Origin of the sequence: Megasphaera sp. DJF_B143 (assembly GCF_900320625.1) — a bacterium.
Taxonomy (GTDB): Bacteria; Bacillota; Negativicutes; order Veillonellales; family Megasphaeraceae; genus Megasphaera; species Megasphaera hexanoica.
Map to the genome: position 1 here is coordinate 1 of NZ_ONTA01000133.1, position 4,089 is coordinate 4,089.

Annotated in this window: 4 protein-coding genes and 2 pseudogenes; 4 read left to right on the forward strand and 2 right to left on the reverse strand. The window is 49.1% G+C overall.

The genetic code is table 11. The features are described 5' to 3' along the window. Positions 1-737, reverse strand: a pseudogene (locus DBO31_RS03935) (hypothetical protein); the annotation flags it as partial. 184 nt (positions 738-921) lie between these two features. Here DBO31_RS03935 and msrA point away from each other — a divergent pair. Continuing rightward, positions 922-1,431, forward strand: coding sequence for a peptide-methionine (S)-S-oxide reductase MsrA (gene msrA, locus DBO31_RS03940; RefSeq protein ID WP_075581421.1), 510 nt, complete (start codon positions 922-924; stop codon positions 1,429-1,431). 71 nt (positions 1,432-1,502) lie between these two features. Here msrA and DBO31_RS09270 read toward each other — a convergent pair whose 3' ends face one another. Further along, entirely contained in the window at positions 1,503-1,661 is a 159-nt protein-coding gene (locus tag DBO31_RS09270; RefSeq protein ID WP_154662684.1) for a hypothetical protein, read from the reverse strand. Positions 1,662-1,815: 154 nt separating this feature from the next. On the opposite strand from DBO31_RS09270, the gene DBO31_RS03945 reads away from it, so the two are divergent. From DBO31_RS03945 to DBO31_RS03955, 3 genes and pseudogenes are all read left to right on the forward strand, one after another. Further along, positions 1,816-2,556, forward strand: a complete 741-nt coding sequence (locus tag DBO31_RS03945) for an HAD hydrolase family protein (RefSeq protein ID WP_059075483.1) — start codon at positions 1,816-1,818, stop codon at positions 2,554-2,556. Between the two features lie 86 nt (positions 2,557-2,642). Then, positions 2,643-3,656 (forward strand): low specificity L-threonine aldolase, encoded by a 1,014-nt coding sequence (locus DBO31_RS03950; RefSeq protein WP_113855576.1) that lies wholly within the window; start codon positions 2,643-2,645, stop codon positions 3,654-3,656. 37 nt (positions 3,657-3,693) lie between these two features. Then, a pseudogene (locus DBO31_RS03955) lies at positions 3,694-4,089 on the forward strand (phosphomannomutase/phosphoglucomutase); the annotation flags it as partial.

Here is a 4,089-nt window from a genome sequence, read left to right on the forward strand (position 1 = left end):
ACGATATCCGTGTGCAGATCTATCGTAGGGATTTTAGTAGTCAGGTCGATTTTTCCCTTGATGGCGATGCCGTCACCTACGGCCGTACCGGCAAACCGTCCGGTAGAGACCTGGATATCCGCCCGTTTTCCCGTATATACGCCGATATGGGCATTGACGCTTTCCATGATGTAATGGCGGCTCATGTGATACGATTCCAGCTGGCAGTTGTGTAGATCCAGAGAGGCATGGAGCTTCTGGCCATTCCAATTAATATTGCGGATACGGTCCTGAAAGGAACGGGGCTGTTTTTTTTCTGTGCCGTCCTTCTTTTCTTCATCCTGGGTCAGGATATCCAGGTGATTCTTTTCATCGAAGTATGCGACGATTGTCGCATCATTGAGGGTGATGTTGGTCAGTGTCGTCGATTTGATGGAACGGGTAATGATGTCCCAGGGACGTACGCTGAGACTGCCGTCGGGAACGTAGAGAATGAGATGTCCGTCCGGGTCTTTCCAGACCAGATTGGTAAACTGGACATACCCTGTAATGTGCGGTGCCAGTGTTTCTACGGTAACGGTACCGCGGAGCATAGTCTGGCGGGCCATGGTGTGATTGAACAGGCGGGCTGCGCCGTGAATGGCTGCAAATACCAGGGCACAGAAGAGGACAGAACAGAAAATGAGGACAATCAGCGTCCGCTTCAGTGCCTTTTTATGCTGGCAGCACCCTTTCTTCACTGCATTGAATCCGTTCAATCTGGCTGCCTTCTCCGGACAGATGCCGGAGGTAATTGTATGATGGAATTCATGGTCCTCACCTCGTTGTAAGCATAGCATGGGACGCCCTTTTTTGCAATGCGGAAAGGAGTACACAATCCGGCCCCTTTATGGTATAGTAAATACGATATACTATAATAGAAAATGACGGGAGTGATATGAGATGATTCAGACGATTTATCTGGCAGGTGGCTGTTTCTGGGGCCTGCAGAAATTTTTAGATCAATTTGACGGCGTACAGGAAACGGAAACGGGGTATGCTAATGGCCGGACAGTAATGCCGACTTATGAAGACGTAAAATCCCAGCGGACCGGTCATACAGAAACGGTCAGGGTAACCTATGATGATGAAATATTGCCGACGGGACAATTGCTGGATTATTATTTTATGGTCATCGATCCGCTGTCGGTAAATAAGCAGGGGGAAGATGAAGGTATCAATTACCGGACGGGGATTTATTATAAAAACCCTGCTTTATTGACCGATATCCGCAAAGTCGTCAATCACGTAGCGGAAAAAGCGGGCCGTTCCCTGGCCGTCGAAGTGCTGCCGCTGCAGAATTTCTTCAAAGCAGAAGAATATCATCAGAAATATCTGGATAAAAATCCCGGCGGATACTGTCACATCAACCCGGCTATGATGCATATCCACGACCGGATTAAAAAAGGATAATTCCTGCCTGGACGTGAACACCCCGGTGTCCGTGCACGACACCGGGGCGTTCGGGGATTATGTTGGATGTTCTATCCTAAAACCGGACAAATGTCCGGCAGGGACAGGCTGATTCCGGCAGGATGGCCTTTATGCGGGCGGCGTGGCTGATCATCTTTTTTCTGCCGTTCTTTGCGCTTGTATGCCGCCATATTCATTTCAAGGATTTTTTCCATATGCATGACATACATGGTATTCGCCCCCTCTTGCGAAATACGGTAATAAAAAAACATAAAGACACGATGTGGGATAGACATCGTCGTCTTTATGTTTGAACATATTATAAATTAAACGATTAACTTTGTCAATGATAAAATATTAAAATATCAAAGGAAATGTGGAATAATGATGAAAAAAGCAATGGCAAGCGACTTTGACAACACATTGTATTTTATGTTTCTCGATGAACCGTACCGCAAGGGAGACCGGGAATCCATCCGGGATTTCCAGCAGGCAGGCGGCTTGTTTGGCGTCAGTACAGGCCGGTCTCTCAGGGGCGTGCGTCAGGCGGCCGGGGACGATGTGCATTTTGATTTCTATATCCTGGCAACGGGGGCGTTGGTTCTCGATGGCAATTTGCAGGTACTTATGAAGAAAACCGTATCCCGGGACTGCGTCGAAGAAATATATGACCGCTACGGACGACGGGCGGATACGGTCATTCAGGCCAATGATACGGTTTATACGCTGACGCCGCCTAAATTCCCGGGGCAGACACGGATCATGTCCTTTGCCGATCTGGCAGGCAGTGACATCTACGGCATCTCTTTTTATGCTGGCAGTGATGAGGCAGCCCAGTCGATTGCCAGAGATATCCAGCATGAGTATGGAAATATACTGACTGCCTATGCCAATACGAGTGTTGTCGATGTCGTAGGGGCTGACTGCTCTAAGGGAACGGGACTTATGGCAGTCAGAGAGAAGCTGGCCATCTGTACGATGGGGGCCATCGGGGACTCGTATAATGATACGCCTATGCTCAAGGCAGCCGATGTTTCTTTTACTTTCTCTTATGCGCCAGAACCGGTACAGCAGGCGGCTACCCATATTGTCTCATCGGTCCGGGAAGCACTGGCATATTTGTAAGAGAGGCGGATTGTTTTTTTCTGGACCATTTCGTATAATAGAAACGAATAATCTGTTTTAATATTTTGGGAAAAGAGGGAACGGATATGATATTTTTAAAAAATGACTATAGCCTGGGTGCGCATCCACAGGTCTTTCAGGCACTGGCTGATCAGAATCTGACGCCCAGCGACAGTTATAGCAATGATACATTCTGTACAGAAACGACACAGCTCGTGCGCCAGATTACAGGGCAGCCTGATGCTGACGTGCATTTCATTGCCGGTGGTACGCTGACCAATCTGGTTTGCCTGGCTGCCTTTATGCGTCCCTATGAAGCGGTCATCGCTGCCGAATCATCTCATATCTATACCCATGAAACCGGTGCCATCGAAGCGACAGGCCACAAAGTGCTGCCCGTTCCGACGACGGACGGCAAAGTGTCTCCGGAAGACGTGGACAAAGTCGTTGCCTTCCACGATATGGAACAGATGGTACTGCCCCGGGTGGTCTACATTTCCGATACGACGGAAATGGGCGCCGTCTATACGCTGGATGAATTGAAGGCCTTGCGTGCATGCTGCGACCGCCATGGACTGTATCTGTATATTGACGGGGCACGCCTGGCTATGGCACTGGGCTCTTCCTATAATGATGTCACTCTTAAGGATATGGCGGCTCTGGCAGATGCCTTTTATTTTGGCGGTACGAAATGCGGTGCCCTTTTCGGCGAAATGGTGGTCATCGTCAACGATACGCTGAAACCGCATTTCCGTGCCATTATGCGGCAGAACGGAGCTCTTTTTGCCAAAGGGATGCTCCTGGGAATCCAGTTCCAGGCACTGTTAAAAGACGACCTGTATACGAAACTGGGGCGTCAGGCAGATGCGATGGGACAGAAGCTGGCTCATGGCATTGGAGCGAAAGGATATGAATTTGCTTATACGCCGGTTTCCAATATGATATTCCCTGTCATGACACGCGAAAAGGCAGCGGAACTAGCTCAGAACGTCATGTTTGAAAAATGGCTGGATAATGCCGATGGGACACAGACTATACGGTTCGTTACCAGCTGGGCTACGACGGAAGACGATATTGATGGCCTGCTGGCCTTATTGTAATTGCCGATGAAGACATTCAGATGTACGGGAGGATGGCATGATTTCTAAGGAAGAGTTATTGAAATTACAGAACGGCAGTGATGTCCGTGGTATCGCTATTGAAGGCATAGCAGGGGAGAAGGTCAATCTTCTGCCGGAAGCGGTAAACCGCATTACTGCCGGATTTGTCACATTTCTGGAAGACCGGCTGGGGAAAAAGGCAGATCAGCTGCAGATTGCTGTAGGTCACGATTCGCGCATATCGGCTGGAATGATGAAGGACGCTCTGTTCCAGGCGCTGACGGCTATGGGAGTGACGGTGTACGATTGTGGAATGGCTTCGACGCCGGCTATGTTTATGTCTATTGTCTTCCCGCAGACGAATATGGACGGATCTATCATGATTACCGCAAGTCATCTGCCGTATAATCGTAACGGCCTGAAATTTTTTACG

Excerpts from the sequence above, each read along its gene's own strand:
- DBO31_RS03945 (WP_059075483.1), top strand. The coding sequence starts at position 1,816 with ATGATGAAAAAAGCAATGGCAAGCGACTTTGACAACACATTGTATTTT.
- DBO31_RS03950 (WP_113855576.1), top strand. The coding sequence starts at position 2,643 with ATGATATTTTTAAAAAATGACTATAGCCTGGGTGCGCATCCACAGGTC.
- msrA (WP_075581421.1), top strand. The coding sequence starts at position 922 with ATGATTCAGACGATTTATCTGGCAGGTGGCTGTTTCTGGGGCCTGCAG.
- DBO31_RS09270 (WP_154662684.1), bottom strand. The coding sequence starts at position 1,661 with ATGTATGTCATGCATATGGAAAAAATCCTTGAAATGAATATGGCGGCA.